Here is a 20,686-nt window from a genome sequence, read left to right as displayed (position 1 = left end):
GTGGTTGGGGTCTTGGTCGATTTGGTCTTCGAGCGGTCCCGAGACGCCCTCTTGGCCACCTCAACTCCTGCAGTTCAATTCGGGGCCCTGCCCGGGGCGGGACCTGCCGGCTGCATCTGTCGGAAACTTCAGCGCTGCCGATGAAGTTCCATCAGCCACACCTGGTGATCGCGAACCTGCTGACCGTCCTGCGGTGCTGCGGTCCAGCTACCGTCGGGTCCGAGTTCCCAGCACCGGGTCGACGGGTCCATCGCCGACTCGAAGACCTCGTCGAGATAGGCCGTCAGCCGCGGGTTCTTGACCTGAGCCAGCACCTCGACGCGGCGGTCGAGGTTGCGATGCATCATGTCCGCGCTGCCGATGAAGAACTCGTTGATGGCCCGGAAATGGAAGATCCGTGAGTGTTCGAGGAAGCGGCCGAGGATCGAGCGCACGACGATGTTCTCGGAGAAGCCTTCCACGCCCGGCCGGAGAGCGCAGATGCCACGCACGAAGACCTCGACGCGCAAACCTGCCTGGGAGGCACGGTAGAGGGCGTCGATCACCTGCTCGTCGACAAGCGCATTGGCCTTCAGCCGGATCCGCCCGCCACCGGACTCGTGATGCGCGGCGATCTCCCGTTCGATCCGCTCGATGATGCCCTTGCGCACACCGTGCGGCGCCACCAATAGGTTGCGATAGCTCACCTTACGCGAGTAGCCCGTCAGTGAGTTGAACAGATCGGTCAAGTCCGCTCCGATTTCCGGCGCGGCGGTCAGCAGACCGACGTCTTCGTAGAGTCGGGCGGTCTTCGGGTTGTAGTTGCCGGTCCCGATGTGGCAGTACCGCCGGATGGTCGAACCCTCGCGGCGCACCACCAGACATGTCTTGCAGTGGGTCTTCAACCCGATCAGCCCGTACACCACGTGTACGCCCGCGTCTTCCAGAGCGCGGGCCCACTTGATGTTGGCCTGTTCGTCGAAGCGCGCCTTCAATTCCACCAGCGCGACAACCTGCTTGCCGGCGCGGGCCGCCTCGATGAGCGCGTTGACGATCGGTGAGTCGCCCGAGGTGCGGTACAGCGTCTGCTTGATGGCCAACACATTCGGGTCGGCGGCGGCCTGTTCGATGAACCGCTGCACGCTCGTCGAGAACGAGTCGTACGGATGGTGAACCAGCACGTCGCCGTCGCGCAGCGTCGAGAAGATGCTCTTCGGTGTCTCCCGCTCACCGAATGCGGGGTGCGTGGCCGGCACGAACGGGCGGTCCTTGAGCGCCGGATGGTCGACACCGTAGATCTGCCACAGCGCCGAAAGGTCAAGCAGTCCCGGCACCTGGACGACGTCGCCGGGGTAGACGTCGAGTTCGCGCAGCAGCAATTCGAGCATGTGCTCGGTCATGTCATCGGCGATCTCGAGTCGCACGGGTGGTCCGAACCGGCGCCGAGCCAGTTCGCGTTCGAGTGCCTGCAGCAGGTCCTCGTCGCGGTCCTCGATATCCATGTCGGCGTTGCGGGTGATCCGGAACGCGTGATGTTCCACGATCTCCGTCCCGGGGAACAACACCGGAAGGAAGGCGGCAATGAGTTCCTCCATGGGCAGGAACCGGACCGACTCGTCGTCGTCGCCGCCCTTGAGTTCCACGAACCGGTCGACGTTGTCGGGCACCTTGACCCGGGCGAAGTGCTCGCCGCCGTCCTCGGGCGATTTGACGGCCACCGCCAGGTTCAGGCTCAGACCGCTGACGAACGGGAACGGGTGCGCCGGGTCGACGGCCAGCGGGGTGAGGACGGGAAAAACCTGCTCGTGGAAGTACTTCGAGAGCTCGGCGCGGTCGGCTTCGGACAGCTCAGCCCACGTGACGATGCGGATGCCCTCTTCGGCCAGTGCGGGTCGCACCGATTCGAGGAACACCTCGGCATGGCGGATCGAGATCTGCCGGGTGCGGTCACCGATCCGGCGCAGCTGCTCGCGGGGCGTGAGTCCGTCGGCCGAGCGCACCGACAGACCCATTTCGTCGCGGCGCTTCAGTCCGGCGACGCGCACCATGTAGAACTCGTCGAGATTGGAGGCGAAGATGGCCAGGAACTTGGCGCGTTCGAGCAACGGCAGGGAGGTGTCGGCAGCCAGCGCCAGCACCCGGGCGTTGAAGTCGAGCCAGCTCAGTTCACGATTGAGATAGCGGTCCTCGGGTAGTTCGTCGTCGACCGCGGCAGCGGTGGCCGCGGGCGGCGAGTCTGGCGCAGGCTGACCCGGTTGCCAGTCGTCCGTGGAACTCGCCTCAATTTCCGTATCGGTCACAGGAGCGATCATCCCTCATCTGCGGCACGCGCGGTTATGCGCCGCTGAAAGTCGACCCCCGTTCAGGAGTTGTTCAGCGATCGGGCACCGGCAATCGCCCCGGCTGTGGCGGCACCCACGCCCAGAGCCGTTGCCGCCAGCAGGTCGTCGGGGGTGTCGATGTCACAGCGAAGGCCCGGCCAGGCCCCACTCAGCTCGACAGCGCCGGAGTCTCGGTGCCGGCGGGCCGAGTCGGTGCCGAACCGGGGATCCAGCGGCACGCCGAAGGCGAACAGCGCCGAGGTGCCGCTGGCGTGATGGTCGGCGACGAAACTGCGCCGGTGCGACCGCGCCTGTGACAACGCCGCACTGAGTTCACTCGTCTTCAAGGCAGGCAGATCACCTTGCAGCACGACGGTATTCGCGGTGTGTCGGGCAACAACATTCCACGCGGTCAGAAGCGCAGTGTTCAGGGGATCGGGGTGACCCGGCGGTGTGTCGTCCTCGACCACCACGGCACCGAGTTCGAGAACAGCCGAAGCGGCGGTTTCGTCGGGTGTGACGACGGTGATCGACCGCACACCGTCGACGGAGCGCGCCGTGGTGATGGTGTCGACCAGCATCGCCAGCACCACCTGCTCGCGGGTTCCGGCGGAGAACACCGGCGCCAGGCGGGTCTTGGCTGCGGCGAGACGTTTGAGCGCGATGATCAGTTCGACATCGGGGGCGCCGCTCATGGGCGCCATCCTGCCAGCGCCGTCGCGGCGACTGCAGCGAGACCTTCGGTCGCGCGAACAGACGCAGAATCGCACTCCGGAATCCGAAATCGTGCGACTTTGTCTCTGCTCGCGGTACAAGAGGTGTGCACTACGTTGGGAGCATGACGAGCACGGTCGGCACCGCCGCGGTGATGGGCGCCGGTGCTTGGGGGACCGCACTGGCGAAGGTCCTGGCCGACGCCGGGTCGGAGGTCCGGTTGTGGGCCCGCAGGCCCGACGTGGCCGAGGAGATCAATACCAAGCACACCAACACCAACTACCTGCCCGGAGTCGAACTTCCCGCCGCGATCCGGGCCACCACCGATGCCGCCGAGGTGCTCGACGGGCTGACCACCGTACTGCTCGGCGTTCCCTCGCAGACCCTGCGCACCAACCTCGAGGCGTGGCGGGGCGACCTGGCCCACGGCGCCACGCTGGTCAGCCTGGCCAAGGGCATCGAGCTGGACAGCCTGATGCGGATGAGTCAGGTCATCATCCAGGTCACCGGTGTCGACCCCGGCCAGGTTGCGGTGGTCTCGGGGCCCAACCTCGCCGCCGAGATCGCCGACGAGCAGCCCGCCGCCACCGTCGTGGCGTGCACCGACTCCGGGCGTGCGGTCGCGCTGCAACGCGCCCTGAGCACCGGATACCTACGGCCCTACACCAACGCCGACGTCATCGGCACCGAGGTCGGCGGTGCGTGCAAGAACGTCATCGCCTTGGCCTGCGGCATGGCGGCGGGGGTGGGGCTAGGGGAGAACACTGCCGCGGCCATCATCACCCGCGGGCTCGCCGAGATCATGCGGCTGGGAATCGCGCTGGGCGCCAAGCCCGCGACGCTGGCCGGCCTGGCCGGCGTGGGCGACCTCGTCGCCACCTGTACCTCGCCGCACTCTCGCAACCGCACCTTCGGTGAACGGCTGGGCCGCGGTGAAACCCTGGAAGCCGCGCTGAAGGCGGCCGACGGCCACGTCGCCGAGGGCGTCACGTCGTGCACATCGATTCTGGCGCTGGCATCCAGCTACGACGTCGAGATGCCGCTCACCGACGCCGTTCAGCGGGTCTGCCACAAGGGTCTGTCCGTCGACGAGGCCGTGGTCCTGCTCCTGGGCCGCAGCACCAAACCGGAGTAGCCGATGCTCGACGGTTACGGCGACTCCACCCGCGCTGTCAAAGCGGTGAGTTCCCAGGCTATTCCGGGGCAGCCGGTCGGTCCGGCCCCGGTGCCCGCGGCGGCCTTCCACCTGTCGGCTGACGAAGGCAGCGAACCGGACACCTACGGCCGCAGCTCAAATCCCAGCTGGCGCCAACTCGAATCGGCTCTGGCCCAGCTGGAGGGCGCGACGATCGCGCTGAGCTTCGGCTCGGGCATGGCGGCGATCAGCGCGGCGCTGCGGGCCGTGGTCCGGCCCGGCTCGGCGCTCGTGGTGCCCAGCGACGGTTACTATCAGGTCCGCCGTTTCGCCGCGGAATGCCTAGCCCCACTGGGCATCACCGTGCGCGAGGCCACTGCAGCGCAGATCTACGACGCCGCCGAAGGCGCCGATGCGGTGCTGGCTGAGACGCCGACGAATCCCGGGCTCGACGTAGTGGATCTGCACCGGCTGGCCGGGATCTGTCGACGCAACGGCGCGCGATTGCTCGTCGACAACACAACTGCCACGCCGCTGGGACATCAGCCGCTGTCACTCGGTGCCGACCTCGTGGTGGCCAGCGCCACCAAGGCTCTGTCCGGGCACAGTGACCTGCTGGCCGGCTACGTCGCGGGCAGCCACCCCGAGCTGATGTCGGCGTTGGAACGCGAGCGGCTGCTGGCCGGGGCGATCCTGGGCCCCTTCGAGGCGTGGCTGGTGCTGCGAAGCATCGGCAGCGTGGGCCTGCGTTTCGCGCGGCAGTGCCAGAACGCGATGGCCCTGGCCACCGCGCTGCGCAGCCACCCCGCTGTTCGCTCGGTGCGTTACCCGGGGCTGCCGGAGGATCCGTCCTACCCGGTGGCGACCGCGCAGATGCGCAAGTTCGGCGGTCTGGTGGGTGTCGAACTGGCCGACGCCGATGCCGTCCACCACCTGGCGCAGGGAAGTGAGCTGCTGGTGGCCTCGACGAGCTTCGGCGGGCTGCACACCTCGGTGGACCGCCGCGCACGCTGGGGCGACGCAGTTGCGGCCGGCTTCGCCCGGATTTCGGCGGGTATCGAGGACACCGATGACCTGGTGGCCGACGTGCTGGCCGCACTGGACCGCGGGTGAAGTGCGAATTGCCTGCTCACATCGCCAGATCGTGCGGCAAACGCCCGGGCTGTAGCCTCTCTAAGTTGTGACACGCATCCGCGTCGCCGTCGTCTACGGCGGCCGCAGCTCCGAGCACGCCATCTCCTGTGTGTCGGCCGGCAGCATCCTGCGCAATCTGGATCCCGTGCGGTTCGAGGTCGTCGCCATCGGCATCACCCCGCAGGGGTCCTGGGTGTTGACCGACGGCAGGCCGGAGACACTGGCCATCACCGACCGGCAGCTGCCGGAAGTCAACGGTGCATCGGGGACTGCGTTGGCGCTGACCGCCGACCCCCAGCGGCGCGGAGAGCTGGTGTCGCTGGGCCACCGGGCGGGGGAGATCCTGACATCCGTCGACGTCGTCTTCCCGATCCTGCACGGCCCCTACGGCGAGGACGGGACCATCCAGGGTCTGCTGGAGTTGGCCGGGGTGCCCTATGTGGGCGCCGGCGTGTTCGCCAGTGCCGCGGGCATGGACAAGGAATTCACCAAGAAGCTGCTCGCCGCCGACGGCCTTCCGATCGGCGATCATGTGGTGCTGCGGCCACGCCAAGCTGCCCCGACACTGGATGAGATTGAGCGCCTTGGTTTTCCGATGTTCGTCAAGCCCGCGCGCGGCGGCTCTTCGATCGGTGTCAGCCGGGTGATGAACGCCGACGAGTTGCCCGGCGCGATCGCCGAGGCCCGCCGTCACGACCCGAAGGTGATCATCGAGGCAGCCGTCATCGGCCGCGAGCTCGAATGTGGCGTGCTCGAATTCCCGGACGGCTCAATCGATGCCAGCACCATAGGGGAGATCCGGGTTGCCGGGGTGCGTGGCCGCGAGGACGGCTTCTACGACTTCGCCACCAAGTACCTCGACGACGCGGCCGAGCTCGACGTGCCCGCCAAGGTCGACGACGATGTCGCAGATGAACTGCGGCGCTTGGCAATCCGGGCATTCAACGCGCTGGACTGCCAGGGCTTGGCGCGGGTGGACTTCTTCCTCACCGAGGACGGCCCGGTGGTCAACGAGATCAACACGATGCCCGGTTTCACCACCATCTCGATGTATCCGCGGATGTGGGCCGCCAGTGGGATGGACTACCCGACGCTGGTGGGCACCATGGTTGAGACCGCCCTGGCCCGGGGCACCGGACTGCGTTAGCGCGCCGGTCCGGGCTTGACCGCGGTTGGCGGCATGGTCCGCGCGATCAGATCCGACATCGTCTGGATCGGTGTCGGCCCCGACCCCGTCGGCAGGGTCAGCGCGACGTAGACCGGCCGGTCGACGCTGACCCAGGTGCTGCGGTTGGTGTCGGGGTCGTCCAGCCGGAACCACTGCACCTGGTTGACGATCTGGATGGGGACGCCGAGGACGAACTCGGCCGGCCGGTACAGGCCGCACCGCAGGATGACCGCGTCACCGTCGGTGCCGGCCCGCCACGCCGCCGTGCCCGCCGGTACCGGGTCCAGTGCCATCGCCCGCCGGAAATCTCCCAGCTGTCCCGGCAGGGCGGCCAGGAGACGTTGGCACTCCGGTGAGCCGGCCTGCGGGGCCGGCACCGACGCGATGGCCACCGGTTGGTCCGCCGGACGCCGCGTCGCCGCGAGACCCAGTACGACACCGACGGCCGCCACGGCCACGACCAGCGCGGCGATCAGGACGGCGTGGGGCGGACCATCCGACGTCGGTTCCTCGGTTGCGGCGGGCGCGGGATCAGTCGGCATCGGCGATAGGGCACGTCAATGTGCGGGTGATGCCGGTGACCTGCTGAACGCTGGGGGCGATGTTGGCGGCGAGGTCCTCGGCGTTGTTTCCGCCGATGCGGACCACGACGTCGTAGGGGCCGGTGACGTACTCCGACGACAGCACGCCGGGCAGCGCGGCGACCTGCTTGGCGACGACCTCGGCGCGGCCCACCTCGGTCTGGATCAGCATGTAGGCCTCAGCCACCCGTCGTCTCCTCGTCTCGAACCCGTGAGCGGTGCCGCCCCGCCTACACTGACGTGTCCATACGTCCTGACCGGCGCCGGTGAACAGCCGGGACGGGCGACGCAGCGTTGCGTCGACAGGGACCAAACGTACCGCAGGTTGCGGCGGACCGCGGGTGCGATGCGGAAGGGGTGACGTGGACGACCGGGAGCCCACACTGCGCCAGCTGGGGGAGTTTCCGATGATCGACCGGCTGGTGGCGGGGCGCCGCCAGCCCGAAGGCGTGATCGTCGGCCCAGGTGACGACGCCGCCGTGGTGGCCGCACCCGATGGACGGGTCGTCGTGACCACCGACATGCTCGTCGAGGGACGTCACTTCCGGCTGGATTGGTCCGCACCACGGGATGTCGGGCGCAAGGCCATCGCGCAGAACGCCGCCGACATCGAATCGATGGGAGCACGGACCACCGCGTTTGTCGTCGCCTTCGGCGCCCCGCAGGACACCCCGGTCGGGCAGGTGCAGGAGCTGGCCGACGGAATGTGGTTGGAGGCCGGTCAATTCGGTGCCGGAATCGTCGGGGGTGACCTGGTCGCCAGCCCACAGTGGGTCATCTCGGTGACCGCACTGGGTGACCTCGCCGGCCGTAGCCCGGTGCTGCGCAGCGGTGCGCGAGCCGGCTCGGTGATCGCGGTCGCCGGCGATCTGGGGCGCTCTGCTGCCGGGTATGCGTTGTGGCACAACGAGATCAGCGGCTTCGACGACATCCGTTCTCGGCATCTGGTGCCTCGCCCACCGTACCGGCAGGGCGTCGCGGCCGCGCGGGCAGGCGCGCAGGCGATGACGGACGTGTCCGACGGGCTGCTCGCCGATCTCGGCCACATGGCGACGGCTTCGGGTGTGGTGATCGACCTTTTCGGTGCGGCGTTGCGCGCCGACGTCGACGCGGTGGCGCCCGCGGCCGCGGCCGCAGCCGCCGACCCGTGGTCGATGGTGTTCGCCGGCGGCGAAGATCACGCGTTGGCTGCCTGCTTCCCGGACCGGGTTCCGGACGGCTGGCGGGTGATCGGCACGGTGCGGCAGGGGCCGCCCGCAGTCGTGGTGGACGGCCAGGAGTGGACCGGCCCGGCGGGTTGGCAGTCCTTCGACTGAGGACCCTGAAGTAGGTTGTCGTGCGTGACGACGACCGCCCGACCGCTGACCGAACTCGTCGAAGACGGCTGGGCGCGGGCACTGGCGCCGGTGGCCGACCAGGTGACCCGAATGGGTCAGTTCCTGCGCACCGAGATCGCCGAAGGGCGGCGCTATCTGCCGGCAGGCCCGAACGTGCTGCGCGCCTTCACCTATCCGTTCGAGGCGGTACGGGTCCTCATCGTCGGGCAGGACCCGTACCCGACACCGGGCCACGCGGTCGGACTGAGCTTCTCGGTGGCACCCGACGTGCGACCGCTGCCGCGCAGCCTGGCCAACATCTTCGCCGAGTACTCCGCTGACCTCGGCTACCCAGAGCCGGCCGACGGCGACCTGACGCCGTGGCCGCAGCGGGGCGTGATGCTGCTCAACAGAGTGCTGACCGTGCAGCCGGGAACGCCGGCCTCGCATCGCGGCAAGGGATGGGAGGCCGTCACCGAGTGCGCCATCCGGGCGCTCGCCGCGCGCGACGAGCCCATGGTGGCGATCTTGTGGGGACGCGACGCGTCGACTCTCAAGCCGATGCTGGAGGGCAGCAGATGCGCGGCCATCGAGTCGCCGCATCCGTCGCCGCTGTCGGCGTCACGGGGTTTCTTCGGCTCGCGGCCGTTCAGCCGCGCCAACGAGCTGCTGGTCGGCATGGGCGGCGAACCGATCGACTGGCGGCTGCCCTAGCCACTACCGAGCTCTCGACCTTCCCCGCCCAACCGTCGGCTTGGGCGGGGGTGAGAGGGAGTACTCAGCCGCGGGTGACCTTGCCTGCCTTCAGGCAGGAGGTGCAGACGTTGACGCGCTGCTTGTTGCCGCCGGTGCGGGTCACCGCATGGACGGTCTGAATGTTCGGGTTCCACCGGCGGCTGGTCCGGCGATGGGAATGCGACACCGACTTGCCGAAGCCGGGGCCCTTTCCGCAGATCTCGCACACGGCAGCCATGTAGAACTCCTCAAATAGTCGATGCCTGTTCGGGGGTCAACAACCGAGCGACGGGTGACCCGACAACCTGAACAGAATAGCTGTCCGGCGAACCGAACGCCAAAATGGCCTGCTCGGACCGACTGAGCAGGGCCGATCACAGCTGGCCGAGGCGCGGCGGCACCCCGGCCGCCCGGGCATCTGTGACGTCCTACTGTCGGGTGGACTGGCTAGGCTGGCGCCGACGAGAGCCGTGTGGTGTGCCAGGGATCGCGAGGAGGTGCCGATGCTCGACCGGCGGCTTGACGCATCGGCGCTCCGCGACTGGGCGCGCACCGCCGTCAGTGACCTGATCACCCACACCGACGAGATCGACCGGCTCAACGTGTTCCCGGTGGCCGATTCCGACACCGGAACCAACATGCTGTTCACCATGCGCTCGGCGCTGGCCGAGGCCAAGTCGGCCGCCGGATCCGGCGACGTCACCGCGGTGGCCGCCGCACTGTCAGAAGGGGCGCTACACGGCGCGCGCGGCAACTCCGGGGTCATCCTGTCGCAAATCCTGCGTGGCCTGGCCGACGTGACCGCCTCGGCCGACGTCGACACCCAGGGAGCGCTGGCCGACATCGACGCGGCTCTGCTCGGTGCGGCACTGCGGCACGCCGTCGGCCTGGTGGTGTCCTCGATGGGCGGCGAGCAGATCGACGGGACCATCGTTTCGGTGCTGCACGCCGCCGCCGAGGCGGTCGAGCACTGGGCCGCCGACGGGGCCGGTCTGGCCGAGGCCGTGGCCGCCGGCGCGGACGCGGCGGCGGAGGCACTCGAGCGCACCCCGGAGCAGCTCGCCGTTCTGGCCGAGGCCGGGGTGGTTGACGCGGGCGGTCGCGGCCTGCTGGTCCTCATCGACGCACTCAGCGCCACCGTCTGCGGCCACGCCCCGCCACGGCGCGCCTACGAACCGGCGCCCCGCCCCCTCGACGTCAACCCGCCCGAACCCGCACCGCCGCAGTTCGAGGTGATGTATCTGCTCGACGAATGCGACGCCACCGCGCTCGAGCGGCTGCGCACCCGCTTGGCGGAGCTCGGTGATTCGGTCGCCATCGCGGCCTCCGGCGCAGGCCTGAGATCGCCGGCCGAGCGGCGCCACGAGGCCGCCGACCGCTACTCGGTGCACGTGCACACCGACAACGCCGGCGCGGCCGTGGAGGCGGGGCTGGCCGCCGGTGCGCTGAGCCGCATCCAGATCTCGGTGCTCAACACCGGCCGACTCTCGCCGGGCAGCTGGACCAGGGAGCGTGCCGTGCTCGCCGTCGTCGACGGCGACGGCGCCGAGGAACTGTTCCGTCGGGAGGGCGCCTCGGTGCTGCGGCCGGACGCCGAATCGACCGATCCGTCCAACGGGGTCAGTGCCCGCCAACTGCTGCGCGCCCTGGTCGACACCGGTGCCGCCCAGGTCATGGTCCTACCCGACGGCTACGTGGCCGCTGAAGAACTGGTGGCCGGCTGCACCGCCGGGATCGGATGGGGCATCGACGTCGTCGCCCTGCCCGCGGGCTCGATGGTGCAGGGCCTGGCGGCGCTGGCCGTCCACGACCCGGGCCGCCAAGCCGTCGACGACGGCTACACCATGGCGCGCGCGGCGGCCGGAGCCCGGCACGGATCGGTACGCCTGGCCACCGAGCAGGCGCTGACCTGGGCCGGCACCTGCGAACCCGGCGACGGACTGGGAATCGCCGGCGACGAGGTGCTGGTCGTCGGCAAGGACGTCGCCGCCGCGGCCGCCGGGCTGATCGACCTGCTGCTGGTGGCCGGCGGAGAACTGGTCACGGTGCTGATCGGTGAGGGTGTGGACCCCGACATCGCCGAAACCCTGGCCGAGCACGTCCACTGGCACCACCCCGGCATCGAGCTCGCCGCCTACCCGACCGGCCATCGCGGCGACGCGCTGCTGATCGGGGTGGAGTAACCGTGGTCAGCCTCACCGACCGACTCGACGCCGTCGTGGGTGGGAAAGCCGCCGGCCTGCTCGACGAGGTGTTCGGAATCCGCACCGTCGATGACCTGTTGCGGCACTATCCGCGCAAGTACATCCACGGGATGTCGGCCTGGGGTGAGGACGAAGCGCCGCCGGAAGAGGGTGAGCACGTCACGTTCTTCGACGAAATCGAGAAGGCCGAGGTCCGCTGGACCAACCGTCAGCCCAAGCGGGAGTATCTCGTCATCACGCTCAAGAATCGGCGGCCCAGGGTCACCGCCACCTTCTTCAACGCCAAGTATCTCAAGAAGGACTTGGTGGAGGGCGTCCAGCTGATGCTGTCCGGAGAGGTCGGCTACTTCCGTGGGAACATGCAGCTGACCCACCCCGAATTCCTGGTGCCGCGCTCTCCGACGGGTCGCACGTTCGGCAGCAAGTCACTCAAGGCGATCGCCGGCACGTCGACGTCCGAGGCCGGCGAGCCGGCGATGGCGGCCTTCGCGCGCGACTTCTTCCCGATCTACCCGGCCAGCTCCAAGCTGCAGAGCTGGGACATCTATGCCTGTGTGCGCCAAGTGCTCGCCGTGCTCGATCCCGTCACCGATCCGCTGCCGGAAAGCGTTGTGCGCCAACGAGGTTTAATTTCGGAGGACGAGGCGCTGCGCGCCGTCCACCTGGCCGAGAAGGAGTCCGAGCGGGAGGCCGCACGCGAGCGGCTGACGTTCGACGAGGCCGTCGGGATGCAGTGGGCGCTGGCTGCGCGCCGTCATGGCGAGCTGTCCGAGTCCGCGCCGCAAGCGCCGCCTCGCGGCGACGGGTTGGTGCCCGCGTTGATGAAGCGGCTGCCCTTCGAGTTGACCGCCGGACAGCACGAGGTACTCGAGGTGATCTTCGGCGAGCTGTCCGCGACCAAGCCGATGAACCGGCTGCTGCAGGGCGAGGTGGGCTCCGGCAAGACCATCGTGTCGGTGCTGGCGATGCTGCAGATGGTCTACTCCGGCTACCAATGCGCGCTACTGGCGCCGACGGAAGTCCTTGCCGCCCAACACGCCCGGTCCATCCGTGACGTTCTGGGACCGCTGGCGATGGCCGGCCAACTCGGCGGAGCGGAGGGCGCGACGCGGGTCGCGCTGCTGACCGGGTCGATGTCGGCGGCCCAGAAGCGTCAGGTCCGCGACGAGGTGGCGGCGGGGGAGGCGGGCATCGTCATCGGTACCCATGCGCTGCTCCAGGATGCCGTCGAGTTCGCCAATCTCGGCTTCGTGGTGGTCGACGAGCAGCACAGGTTCGGTGTCGAGCAGCGAGACCGCCTGCGCGCCAAGGCTCCTGACGGTCTCAACCCGCATCTGCTGGTGATGACGGCGACGCCCATTCCGCGCACGGTGGCGCTGACGGTGTACGGCGACCTGGAAACCTCGACGCTGCGTGAACTTCCGCGCGGCCGCCAGCCGATCGCCACCAACACGATCTTCATCAAGGACAAGCCGCAGTGGCTTGACCGGGCGTGGCAGCGGATCGCCGAGGAGGTCGCAGCCGGGCGGCAGGCGTACGTGGTGGCCTCCCGCATCGACGAGGACGACACGACCGGCGGCGAACAAAACGGCCCTCCCGCAACCACTGTCGCCCAGCTTCACGAACACCTCAGACACGGCCCGCTGGCCGGGTTGCGGCTGGGCCTGATGCACGGCCGGCTGCCGGCCGACGAGAAGGACACGGTGATGGCGGCGTTCCGGGCCCGCGAGATCGACGTCCTGGTGTGCACCACCGTCATCGAGGTGGGCGTCGACGTGCCGAACGCGACGGTGATGTTCGTGATGGACGCCGACCGGTTCGGCATCAGTCAGCTGCACCAACTGCGCGGCCGCATCGGCCGCGGTGAGCATCCGAGCCTGTGCCTGCTGGCGACGAAGCTGCCAGACGGCTCGAAGGTGGGGGAGCGGCTCAAGGCGGTTGCCTCCACACTGGACGGTTTCGCCCTGGCCGAGCTGGATCTCCAGGAGCGCCGTGAGGGAGATGTGTTGGGGCTCAACCAGTCTGGACGTCCGATCACGCTGCGGTTCCTGTCGCTCCTCGAACACGAGGACGTCATCGTCGATGCCCGAAAGTTGTGCGAGTCGCTTTACGCCGCTAACCCGGGCGATCGCGGAATGGCCGTGCTGGCCGGGCAGTTCACCGGCACCGACCGCATCGACTATCTGGACAAGGCATGAGGCGCCGCTCGCTGATCTGGCTGTCCGCGATGACCGCGCTGGCGGTGATCGCGGCCGCACAGGTGACGTCCACTTCCGGGAACCCCGACTCGACGGTGGCGCGGGCCGATGTGCCGACGGTCGCACCGGGTTCCGACGTGCTGGCCGGCATTGCGGTCGTACCGCAGCGGGTGCGGGGCTACGACTACCGGCGTGCGGCGTTCGGCGACCCGTGGGACGACGACAACAACGCTCCCGGCGGGCACAACGGATGCGACACCCGCGACGACATCCTGGGCCGCGATCTGGTCGACAAGACGTTCGTGTCGACCAAACGCTGCCCGGACGCGGTGGCCAGCGGCATCCTGCATGACCCGTACACCAGCGAGACGATCGCGTTCACGCGCGGCGCCCAGGTGGGTGCCGCGGTGCAGATCGACCACATCGTGCCGTTGGCGTACGCCTGGGACATGGGGGCGCGCAACTGGAATGACGAAATGCGACTCCGGTTCGCCAACGATCCGGCAAACCTGCTGGCGGTCGCGGGCCAGGCCAACCAGGACAAGGGCGATCAACCGCCGGGCACCTGGATGCCGCCCAACCACGCGTTCTGGTGCCAGTACGCGATGCAGTTCATCGCCGTCCTGCGCGGCTACGGCCTGCCGGTGGACGAGCCGTCGGCGGCCGAACTGCGCGAGGCGGCGGCTACCTGTCCGACCGGCTGATCAGGTCCCGGTGTAGGTGTCCGGGTTCGGCCGGAATCGGGTGCCGTCGTCGAGGCCGCTGATGGTGTCCATCTGCTCGGCGGTCAGCTCGAAGTCGAAGACGTCGATGTTCTCGGCGATGCGCGCCGGGTTCGACGAGCGGGGGATCACCACGTTGCCCAGCTGCAGGCTCCACCGGATCAGCACCTGCGCCGGTGACTTGCCATGTGCAGCAGCCACATCCGTGATCGCCGGGTTCTCCAGCAGCTTGCCGACCCCGAGGGGGCTGAATGCCTCGGTGACGATCGAGTGCTGTTCGTGAATGGCCCGAAGCGCGGCCTGGTTGAGCAGCGGATGCAGCTCGATCTGGTTGACGGCGGGGGTGAAGAAGGACAGGTCGATGATGTTCGACAGGTGCTCCGGGGTGAAGTTGGAGACGCCGATCGACTTGGCGTAGCCGTCCGCCTGGGCCCGCATGATGCCGCCCCACGCGTCGATGTACCTACCGTTCTGCTCGGCCGGCCAGTGGATGAGGTAGAGGTCCACGTAGTCCAGGCCAAGCCGCTCGAGGCTGGCCTTGATGGCGTCCTGGGAGGACTGGAAGCCCTGGTCCTCGGTCGTCAGCTTGGTGGTGATGAACAGCTCCTCGCGCGGCACCCCCGCCGCGGCGACGGCCCGGCCGACCGCCTCTTCGTTGCCGTACGCCGAAGCGGTGTCGATCAGCCGGTAGCCCGCCTGCAGTGCACTGCTGACCGCGGTTTCGGTCTCCTCCGGCGACAGCTCAGCGACGCCGAGGCCAAGCACGGGAATGGTGCGGTCGTCGTTGAGCGTAACGGTGGGGATTGCGGCCGCCGGTGTCATGTCGCCTGCCTGTGAGGTTGAAGTGTGTCCGGGTCGGGACGCTTCCGGGGTCACCGACTTCGGGATGACGATAGTACCCAGCCGCTCATGCCGTCTGATCAGCGGCGGGGGGTCCTGCGCCCGCGCAACTCCCAGCCAGGCGAGGACCGGTACCCCTTCCCGACGGGTCCGTGAGGTCTCGCCGCCGGTACTCTGGAGGCGCAAACACCCCAGTCTTGAATCAGCGAGGATCTGCCGACCAGTGGCCAACAACAAGAAAAGCACGCCCCGCTATGACCTGAAGGCTCAGGACCGCAAGCGCAACCTGGCCATCCAGCTCGGCCTGACGGCCATCGTCGTCATCTTCGCCGTAGCCCTGGTGCTCTACATCGTGACGGGCCACGACAAGAAGACCGGCTCCAGCGAGATGCAGGCCGTGCGGATCACGTCGAACTCCCTGATCAAGAAAGACGGTAGCGACGAGCCCAAGGCGGTCCTGGCGATCTACGAGGACTTCCAGTGCCCGCACTGCCGGGTGTTCGAGAAGACCTTCGGCCCCACGGTCAACAAGCTGGTCGACAGCGGCGCGATCGCCGCCGACTACTACCTGGTCTCGATCCTGAACTCGCGGGTCAACGACATCTACTCGACGCGTGCGGCCAACGCCGCCTACTGCGTGGCCGACGAGTCGAAGGAAGCCTTCGCCCGGTTCCACTCGGCTCTTTTCGCCATGCAGCCCGAGGAAGGCGCCGGCGGCGCGCCCAGCAACGCCAAGCTGATCGAGACCGCCCGGCAGGCCGGTGCGGCCGGCAGCGTCCCGGGCTGCATCAACTCCGGCAAGTACAACAACATGGTCGACGGTCTGGCCGCGGCTGCCAAGATCACCGCCACCCCGACCATCAAGCTCAACGGCCAGGACATCAGCCCGACGACGCCGCAGGACCTGATCGCCAAGGTCACCGCCATCGTCGGCCCAGTGGCCGCCCTGCAGCCCACCCCCGCCCCGGCTCCGCCGGCTCCGGCCCCGCAGCGCCGTGAGCGTCGCGACACCGGCTCCGGTCGAGCCGTCGCAGTCCACCGCGGCGGGCCTCGGCGGTGTCGCGGTGCGACCCCCCACCGCGTGGTGGGTGCTGATCGCCGGTGTCATCGGCTTCGTGGCGTCGGCCACGCTGGCGATCGAGAAGATCGAGATGCTGAAGAACCCGGCCTACGTGCCGACCTGCAGCATCAACCCCGTCCTGTCCTGCGGGTCGGTGATGGTGACCCCCCAGGCGTCGGTGTTCGGTTTTCCCAACCCGCTGATGGGGATCGCCGGCTTCGCCGTGGTGATCGTGACCGGCGTGCTGGCTGTGACGAAAGTTCGCCTGCCGCATTGGTATTGGGTCGGCCTGCTGATCGGCACCGGTCTCGGTGTGGTGTTCGTGCACTGGCTGATCTACCAGACGCTCTACGTCATCGGCGCGCTGTGCCCGTACTGCATGGTGGTCTGGTCGGTGACCATCCCGCTGTTCGTGGTGGTGGCCTCGGCCGCGCTGCGCCCGCTGGCGGGCAATCCGGTGGCCCGTGTGCTCTACACCTTGCGGTGGTCGCTCGTGGTGCTGTGGTTCACCGCGGTGATCCTGATGATCCTCGTGCGGTTCTGGAACTACTGGTCGACGCTCATCTAGCAGCGCCTCTCATTTTCGGGCGGTAGGGTCCGCGTGTGATCTCCAAAGTTCTGGTCGCAAACCGCGGTGAGATCGCGATCCGCGCCTTCCGTGCCGCCTTCGAGATGGGCATCGGCACGGTGGCGATCTATCCGTACGAGGATCGCAATTCGCTGCACCGTCTCAAGGCCGACGAGTCCTATCAGATCGGCGACATCGGGCACCCGGTGCGCGCCTACCTGTCGGTCGACGAGATCGTCGGCGCCGCACTGGCGTGCGGCGCCGACGCGATCTACCCCGGCTACGGGTTCCTCTCGGAGAACCCCGAACTCGCCGCGGCCTGCGCCGCGACGGGCATCACGTTCATCGGGCCGAACTCGGACATCCTCGAGCTGACCGGCAACAAGGCCCGTGCCATCGCCGCGGCCCGCGAGGCCGGCCTGCCGGTGCTGGCGTCCTCGGCTCCGTCGGCGTCGGTGGACGAACTGGTCAGCGCCGCCGAGACCATGGGCTTCCCGTTGTTCGTCAAAGCCGTCGCCGGCGGCGGCGGGCGCGGAATGCGCCGGGTGGCCGACCCCGCGGCACTGCCCGAAGCCATCGAGGCGGCCAGCCGCGAGGCCGAGTCCGCCTTCGGCGACCCGACGGTGTTCCTCGAGCAGGCGGTGGTCAACCCGCGCCACATCGAGGTGCAGATCCTGGCCGACATCCACGGCGGCGTCATCCACCTCTACGAGCGCGACTGCAGCGTGCAGCGCCGCCACCAGAAGGTCATCGAGCTGGCGCCCGCGCCCAACCTGGACCCCGCTCTGCGGGACCAGATCTGCACCGACGCCGTCGCGTTCGCGCGCCACATCGGCTACACCTGTGCGGGCACCGTCGAGTTCCTGCTCGACGAGCGCGGCCGGCATGTCTTCATCGAGATGAACCCGCGGATCCAGGTCGAGCACACCGTCACCGAGGAGATCACCGATGTGGATCTGGTCTCCGCCCAGCTGCGCATCGCCTCGGGCGAGACGCTGGCCGACCTGGGCCTGAGCCAGGAGGCCGTCCGGCCGCACGGGGCGGCCCTGCAATGCCGCATCACCACCGAGGACCCGGCCAACGGGTTCCGGCCCGACACCGGCCGCATCACCGCCTACCGCTCACCGGGTGGGGCAGGGATCCGACTGGACGGCGGGACCCATCTGGGCGCGGAGATCAGCGCCCACTTCGACTCCATGCTGGTCAAGCTGACCTGTCGCGGCCGGGACTTCACCACCGCGGTCAACCGGGCCCGCCGCGCGGTCGCCGAGTTCCGCATCCGCGGCGTGTCAACGAACATCCCGTTCCTGCAGGCGGTCCTCGACGATCCGGACTTCCAGGCCGGGCGGATCACCACCTCGTTCATCGACGAGCGCCCGCAGCTGCTGACGGCGCGCTCCTCGGCCGACCGCGGCACCAGAATCCTGAGCTACCTCGCCGACGTCACCGTCAACCAGCCGCACGGTCCGCGGCCGTCGGAGGCCTACCCACGCGACAAGCTGCCCGACATCGACCTGACGGTGCCGCCGCCGTCGGGCTCCAAACAGCGGCTGATGCAGCTCGGGCCGGAGGGCTTCGCCCGCTGGCTGCGCGAGTCGCCGGCACTGGCAATCACCGACACGACCTTCCGTGACGCTCACCAGTCGCTGCTGGCCACCCGGCTGCGCAGCACCGGCCTGCTGGAGATCGCCCCCTACATCGCCCGGATGACCCCGCAGCTGCTGTCGATGGAGTGCTGGGGCGGCGCGACTTACGATGTGGCGCTTCGGTTCTTGAAGGAAGACCCGTGGGAGCGGCTGGCCGCGCTGCGGGATGCGATGCCGAACATCTGCCTGCAGATGCTGCTGCGCGGACGCAACACCGTCGGCTACACGCCGTATCCCGAGTTGGTCACGTCGGCCTTCGCGGAGGAGGCGACGGCGACGGGCATCGACATCTTCCGGATCTTCGACGCGTTGAACAACGTCGAGTCGATGCGGCCCGCGATCGACGCGGTGCGCGACACCGGAACGGCGATAGCCGAAGTCGCGATGAGCTACACCGGCGACCTGGCCGACCCGGGGGAGAACCTCTACACCCTGGACTACTACCTCAAGCTCGCCGAGCAGATCGTCGATGCGGGCGCGCACGTGCTGGCCATCAAGGACATGGCCGGACTGCTGCGGGTACCGGCCGCCCAGCGCCTGGTCGGCGCGCTGCGCAGCCGCTTCGACCTGCCGGTGCACGTGCACACCCACGACACCCCGGGCGGTCAGTTGGCCACCTACGTCGCGGCGTGGATGTCCGGCGCGGACGCCGTCGACGGTGCGGCGGCCCCGCTGGCCGGCACCACCAGCCAGCCCGCGTTGAGCTCGATCGTGGCCGCCGCGGCCCACACCGACTTCGACTCGGGACTGTCGCTGGCGGCGGTGTGCGAGCTCGAGCCGTACTGGGAAGCGCTGCGAAAGGTGTACGCGCCCTTCGAATCCGGCCTTCCGGCGCCCACCGGTCGGGTGTACAGCCACGAGATCCCCGGGGGTCAGCTGTCGAACCTGCGCCAGCAGGCGATCGCGCTGGGCTTCGGCGACCGCTTCGAGGAGATCGAGGATAACTACGCCGCAGCCGACCGGATCCTGGGCCGGCTGGTCAAGGTCACGCCGTCGAGCAAGGTGGTCGGCGACCTGGCGCTGGCTCTGCTGGGTGCCGGGGTGAGCGCCGACGAGTTCGCCGCCGACCCGGCCCGCTACGACATCCCGGACTCGGTGATCGGCTTCCTGCGCGGTGAACTCGGCGACCCGCCGGGCGGCTGGCCGGAACCGCTGCGCACCAAGGCGCTGGCCGGCCGCCCCCCGGCCCGTCCGCACGAGGAGCTCACCGCCGAGGACGAGGCCGCGCTGCACTCGGCAGGCCCGAAGCGGCAGGCCACCCTCAACCGGTTGCTGTTCCCCGGCCCCACAAGGGAATTGGAGGCTCACCGCGAGCAGTACGGGGACACCTCGCGGCTGACGGCCAACCAGTTCTTCTACGGTTTGCGCCGCGGCGAGGAGCACCGCGTCCAGCTTGAGCAGGGTGTGGAGCTGCTGATCGGGCTCGAGGCGATCTCCGATCCCGACGAGCGCGGCATGCGCACGGTCATGTGCATCATCAACGGCCAGTTGCGCCCGGTGGTGGTGCGGGACCGCAGCATCGCCGACACCATGCCCACCGCCGAGAAGGCCGACCGCACCAACCATGACCACGTCGCCGCACCGTTCGCCGGTGTCGTCACCGTCGGGGTCAGCGTGGGTGACGAGGTCACCGCCGGCCAGACCATCGCCACCATCGAGGCGATGAAGATGGAGGCGGCGATCACCGCACCCAAGGCGGGCACCGTCAACCGCGTCGCCGTCGCGAGCACGGCTCAGGTCGAGGGCGGAGATCTGCTGGTGGTGATCGGTTCGGCGGGCAGGAGCGAAGCGACCGGAGGGTCAGCCTGACCCGGATCGTCGCCGGGACGGCGGGCGGTCGTCGCCTCGAGGTGCCGGCGCGCGGGACGCGACCGACCACCGACCGGGTGCGCGAGGCGCTGTTCAACGTCCTGGCAGCCCGTCGTGACTTCGACGGGCTACGGGTGCTGGACCTCTACGCCGGCTCCGGGGCACTCGGGCTCGAGGCACTTTCCCGGGGCGCCGCGTCGGCGGTGTTCGTAGAAAAAGATTCGCGCGCAACGGCCGTCATCAACCGCAACATCACCGCGCTGGGGCTGGCCCGTGCCAGCGTGCGGTGCGGTGCGGTGGCGGCCGTGCTGGCATCGAGGACAGATCAGCCGGTGGATCTTGTGCTGGCCGACCCGCCCTACGACGTGCCGGCCGCCGAGGTCGACGCCGTGCTGGCCAGCCTGGAGCGCAACGGCTGGGTCGCGCCGGGCAGCGTGGTGGTGGTCGAACGGTCGGTGTCCTCACCGGAGCTGACCTGGCCGGCCGGCTGGACGGCCTGGCCGGCGCGCCGATACGGCGACACCAGGGTCGAGGCCGCCGAGGTCGACTGACCGGC

The 20,686-nt window shown here is 69.1% G+C and carries 17 protein-coding genes and 1 pseudogene; 12 read left to right on the top strand and 6 right to left on the bottom strand.

Annotation, left to right across the window (positions count from 1 at the left end):
- Window positions 1–128: 128 nt before the first annotated feature.
- Entirely contained in the window at window positions 129–2,291 is a 2,163-nt protein-coding gene (locus tag K9U37_RS17415; RefSeq protein WP_243072757.1) for an RNA degradosome polyphosphate kinase, read from the bottom strand.
- 50 nt (window positions 2,292–2,341) lie between these two features.
- Window positions 2,342–2,995 carry a 2-phospho-L-lactate guanylyltransferase gene (gene cofC, locus K9U37_RS17410; RefSeq protein ID WP_243072756.1) on the bottom strand — a complete coding sequence of 218 codons (654 nt, stop codon included), beginning with the start codon at window positions 2,993–2,995 and terminating at the stop codon, window positions 2,342–2,344.
- Window positions 2,996–3,138: 143 nt separating this feature from the next.
- On the opposite strand from cofC, the gene K9U37_RS17405 reads away from it, so the two are divergent.
- From K9U37_RS17405 to K9U37_RS17395, 3 genes are all read left to right on the top strand, one after another.
- Entirely contained in the window at window positions 3,139–4,149 is a 1,011-nt protein-coding gene (locus K9U37_RS17405) for an NAD(P)H-dependent glycerol-3-phosphate dehydrogenase (RefSeq protein WP_243072755.1), read from the top strand.
- Between the two features lie 3 nt (window positions 4,150–4,152).
- The gene (locus K9U37_RS17400; RefSeq protein WP_243072754.1) at window positions 4,153–5,262 is read left to right on the top strand and encodes a cystathionine gamma-lyase; all 1,110 of its coding nucleotides are present in this window, start codon (window positions 4,153–4,155) and stop codon (window positions 5,260–5,262) included.
- A gap of 67 nt (window positions 5,263–5,329) precedes the next feature.
- Entirely contained in the window at window positions 5,330–6,430 is a 1,101-nt protein-coding gene (locus K9U37_RS17395; RefSeq protein WP_243072753.1) for a D-alanine--D-alanine ligase family protein, read from the top strand.
- Here K9U37_RS17395 and K9U37_RS17390 read toward each other — a convergent pair.
- Together K9U37_RS17390 and K9U37_RS17385 are read right to left on the bottom strand one after the other, a co-directional pair.
- A complete protein-coding gene (locus K9U37_RS17390; RefSeq protein WP_243072752.1) occupies window positions 6,427–6,993 on the bottom strand; it encodes a DUF3515 domain-containing protein in 567 nt (188 codons plus the stop codon). The two genes, K9U37_RS17395 and K9U37_RS17390, sit on opposite strands and share 4 nt — an antisense overlap.
- On the bottom strand, window positions 6,983–7,219 hold the full coding sequence (locus K9U37_RS17385) for an Lrp/AsnC ligand binding domain-containing protein (protein WP_243072751.1): 237 nt from the start codon (window positions 7,217–7,219) through the stop codon (window positions 6,983–6,985). Before K9U37_RS17385 ends, K9U37_RS17390 begins: the two co-directional genes overlap by 11 nt.
- Window positions 7,220–7,394: 175 nt before the next feature.
- Here K9U37_RS17385 and K9U37_RS17380 point away from each other — a divergent pair, with 175 nt between their 5' ends.
- Complete coding sequence (locus tag K9U37_RS17380) at window positions 7,395–8,348, top strand: thiamine-phosphate kinase (protein ID WP_308197403.1); 954 nt, start codon at window positions 7,395–7,397, stop codon at window positions 8,346–8,348.
- Window positions 8,349–8,372: 24 nt separating this feature from the next.
- Window positions 8,373–9,062 carry a uracil-DNA glycosylase gene (locus K9U37_RS17375; protein ID WP_243072750.1) on the top strand — a complete coding sequence of 230 codons (690 nt, stop codon included), beginning with the start codon at window positions 8,373–8,375 and terminating at the stop codon, window positions 9,060–9,062.
- Between the two features lie 64 nt (window positions 9,063–9,126).
- Here K9U37_RS17375 and rpmB read toward each other — a convergent pair whose 3' ends face one another.
- Window positions 9,127–9,321, bottom strand: coding sequence for a 50S ribosomal protein L28 (gene rpmB, locus K9U37_RS17370; RefSeq protein ID WP_243072749.1), 195 nt, complete (start codon window positions 9,319–9,321; stop codon window positions 9,127–9,129).
- A gap of 265 nt (window positions 9,322–9,586) precedes the next feature.
- Here rpmB and K9U37_RS17365 point away from each other — a divergent pair, with 265 nt between their 5' ends.
- Genes K9U37_RS17365 through K9U37_RS17355 form a run of 3 tightly spaced genes read left to right on the top strand, consistent with a single transcriptional unit; the run spans window position 9,587 to window position 14,189 of the window.
- Window positions 9,587–11,266 carry a fatty acid kinase ATP-binding subunit FakA gene (locus K9U37_RS17365; protein ID WP_243072748.1) on the top strand — a complete coding sequence of 560 codons (1,680 nt, stop codon included), beginning with the start codon at window positions 9,587–9,589 and terminating at the stop codon, window positions 11,264–11,266.
- 2 nt (window positions 11,267–11,268) lie between these two features.
- Window positions 11,269–13,485 carry an ATP-dependent DNA helicase RecG gene (gene recG / locus K9U37_RS17360; RefSeq protein WP_243072747.1) on the top strand — a complete coding sequence of 739 codons (2,217 nt, stop codon included), beginning with the start codon at window positions 11,269–11,271 and terminating at the stop codon, window positions 13,483–13,485.
- Window positions 13,482–14,189, top strand: coding sequence for an HNH endonuclease family protein (locus K9U37_RS17355; RefSeq protein WP_243072746.1), 708 nt, complete (start codon window positions 13,482–13,484; stop codon window positions 14,187–14,189). Before recG ends, K9U37_RS17355 begins: the two co-directional genes overlap by 4 nt.
- On the opposite strand, the gene K9U37_RS17350 is transcribed toward K9U37_RS17355, so the two are convergent.
- Window positions 14,190–15,029, bottom strand: a complete 840-nt coding sequence (locus K9U37_RS17350) for an aldo/keto reductase (RefSeq protein ID WP_243072745.1) — start codon at window positions 15,027–15,029, stop codon at window positions 14,190–14,192.
- Between K9U37_RS17350 and K9U37_RS20260 the strand changes: the two are divergent.
- The 4 genes and pseudogenes from K9U37_RS20260 to rsmD form a co-directional block, all read left to right on the top strand.
- Window positions 14,977–15,894 (top strand): annotated as a pseudogene (locus K9U37_RS20260) (DsbA family protein); the annotation flags it as partial. The gene K9U37_RS17350 and the pseudogene K9U37_RS20260 overlap by 53 nt on opposite strands.
- A gap of 148 nt (window positions 15,895–16,042) precedes the next feature.
- Entirely contained in the window at window positions 16,043–16,675 is a 633-nt protein-coding gene (locus K9U37_RS17340; RefSeq protein WP_243072744.1) for a vitamin K epoxide reductase family protein, read from the top strand.
- A 35-nt stretch (window positions 16,676–16,710) separates the two neighbouring features.
- Window positions 16,711–20,130 carry a pyruvate carboxylase gene (locus K9U37_RS17335; protein WP_243072743.1) on the top strand — a complete coding sequence of 1,140 codons (3,420 nt, stop codon included), beginning with the start codon at window positions 16,711–16,713 and terminating at the stop codon, window positions 20,128–20,130.
- The gene (gene rsmD / locus K9U37_RS17330) at window positions 20,127–20,681 is read left to right on the top strand and encodes a 16S rRNA (guanine(966)-N(2))-methyltransferase RsmD (RefSeq protein WP_243073437.1); all 555 of its coding nucleotides are present in this window, start codon (window positions 20,127–20,129) and stop codon (window positions 20,679–20,681) included. The genes K9U37_RS17335 and rsmD overlap by 4 nt, the downstream gene beginning before the upstream one ends.
- The last annotated feature ends 5 nt before the right edge of the window (window positions 20,682–20,686 follow it).

This window comes from Candidatus Mycolicibacterium alkanivorans, from assembly GCF_022760805.1.
Lineage (GTDB): Bacteria > Actinomycetota > Actinomycetes > Mycobacteriales > Mycobacteriaceae > Mycobacterium > Mycobacterium alkanivorans.
The sequence above is the reverse complement of the archived record's forward strand: the minus strand, read 5'-3'. Positions and strand labels throughout refer to the sequence as shown.

What these genes read in the sequence shown, in the direction of transcription:
- K9U37_RS17415 (WP_243072757.1), bottom strand. Translation starts at nt 2,291, where the DNA reads ATGATCGCTCCTGTGACCGATACGGAAATTGAGGCGAGTTCCACGGAC.
- cofC (WP_243072756.1), bottom strand. Translation starts at nt 2,995, where the DNA reads ATGAGCGGCGCCCCCGATGTCGAACTGATCATCGCGCTCAAACGTCTC.
- K9U37_RS17405 (WP_243072755.1), top strand. Translation starts at nt 3,139, where the DNA reads ATGACGAGCACGGTCGGCACCGCCGCGGTGATGGGCGCCGGTGCTTGG.
- K9U37_RS17400 (WP_243072754.1), top strand. Translation starts at nt 4,153, where the DNA reads ATGCTCGACGGTTACGGCGACTCCACCCGCGCTGTCAAAGCGGTGAGT.
- K9U37_RS17390 (WP_243072752.1), bottom strand. Translation starts at nt 6,993, where the DNA reads ATGCCGACTGATCCCGCGCCCGCCGCAACCGAGGAACCGACGTCGGAT.
- rpmB (WP_243072749.1), bottom strand. Translation starts at nt 9,321, where the DNA reads ATGGCTGCCGTGTGCGAGATCTGCGGAAAGGGCCCCGGCTTCGGCAAG.
- K9U37_RS17365 (WP_243072748.1), top strand. Translation starts at nt 9,587, where the DNA reads ATGCTCGACCGGCGGCTTGACGCATCGGCGCTCCGCGACTGGGCGCGC.
- K9U37_RS17355 (WP_243072746.1), top strand. Translation starts at nt 13,482, where the DNA reads ATGAGGCGCCGCTCGCTGATCTGGCTGTCCGCGATGACCGCGCTGGCG.
- K9U37_RS17350 (WP_243072745.1), bottom strand. Translation starts at nt 15,029, where the DNA reads ATGACACCGGCGGCCGCAATCCCCACCGTTACGCTCAACGACGACCGC.